The organism is Chromobacterium sp. LK11, from assembly GCF_001043705.1.
GTDB lineage: Bacteria > Pseudomonadota > Gammaproteobacteria > Burkholderiales > Chromobacteriaceae > Chromobacterium > Chromobacterium alkanivorans.
Map to the genome: position 1 here is coordinate 1 of NZ_LDUR01000064.1, position 913 is coordinate 913.

Consider the following 913-nt stretch of genomic DNA (forward strand, 5'->3'; position numbering starts at 1 on the left):
GCCCATGATTGGCTGCGCGCGCAGTTGCGCGCCTGCGCGCCCTTGCTCCAGGGCTAGCCGGTCCATAGTCGTCGCCTTGACGTCAGTCATGGCCTCTCCGATGAGCGCCGTTCCCCTGGGCGCAATGACAGGCGTGGCGACGGCTGGGCCCGGAATGCGCTTATCATGTGGCTTCAACCATGCGCGGCCGGGTCGGGCCCTTGCCCGGGGCGGCTGCGCCAGGAGAAGCCGATGCAAGCAGAATGGAGCGGCCTGGACCGCTATTACACCGCGGCGCTGCGGGTGGAGGACAGCGCCTTGAACGGCGCGCTGGCGGCCAACGCCGCCGCCGGCCTGCCGGCGCAGGACGTGTCCCCGCTGCAAGGGCGCTTTCTGCACATCCTGGCGCGCCTGATGCGGGCGCGGCGGGTGCTGGAAATCGGCACCCTGGGCGGCTACAGCACCATCTGGCTGGCGCGGGCGCTGCCGGCCGACGGCCGGGTGGTGACGCTGGAGGCCAACCCCGCACACGCGGACACCGCGCGGGCCAATCTGGCTGCCGCCGGCGTGGCGGATCGGGTGGAACTGCGCGAAGGGCCGGCGCTGGACAGCCTGCCGCTGCTGGCGGGGAGCGAACCCTTCGATCTGATCTTCATCGACGCCGACAAGCCGAACAACCCGGCCTATCTGGAATGGGCGCTGAAGCTGGCGCGCCCCGGCGCCGCCATCGTCGGCGACAATGTGGCGCGCGGCGGCGCGGTGGCCAATGTGGTCAGCCAGGACCCCGGCGTGCGCGGCGTGCGCCGCTTCATCGAAGACATGGGCGCGGAGCCGCGGTTGACCGCGACCGCGCTGCAGACCGTAGGGGTCAAGGGCTGGGACGGGTTTTCCATCGCCATCGTCAATGAAATGGCCTGAGAACCTGTTTACGATC

Annotated in this window: 1 protein-coding gene; it reads left to right on the forward strand. The window is 70.4% G+C overall.

Annotated elements, in window-relative coordinates; genetic code table 11:
• Positions 1-231 precede the first annotated feature (231 nt).
• Positions 232-897 carry an O-methyltransferase gene (locus tag VK98_RS22555; RefSeq protein ID WP_048416167.1) on the forward strand — a complete coding sequence of 222 codons (666 nt, stop codon included), beginning with the start codon at positions 232-234 and terminating at the stop codon, positions 895-897.
• Positions 898-913 lie beyond the last annotated feature (16 nt).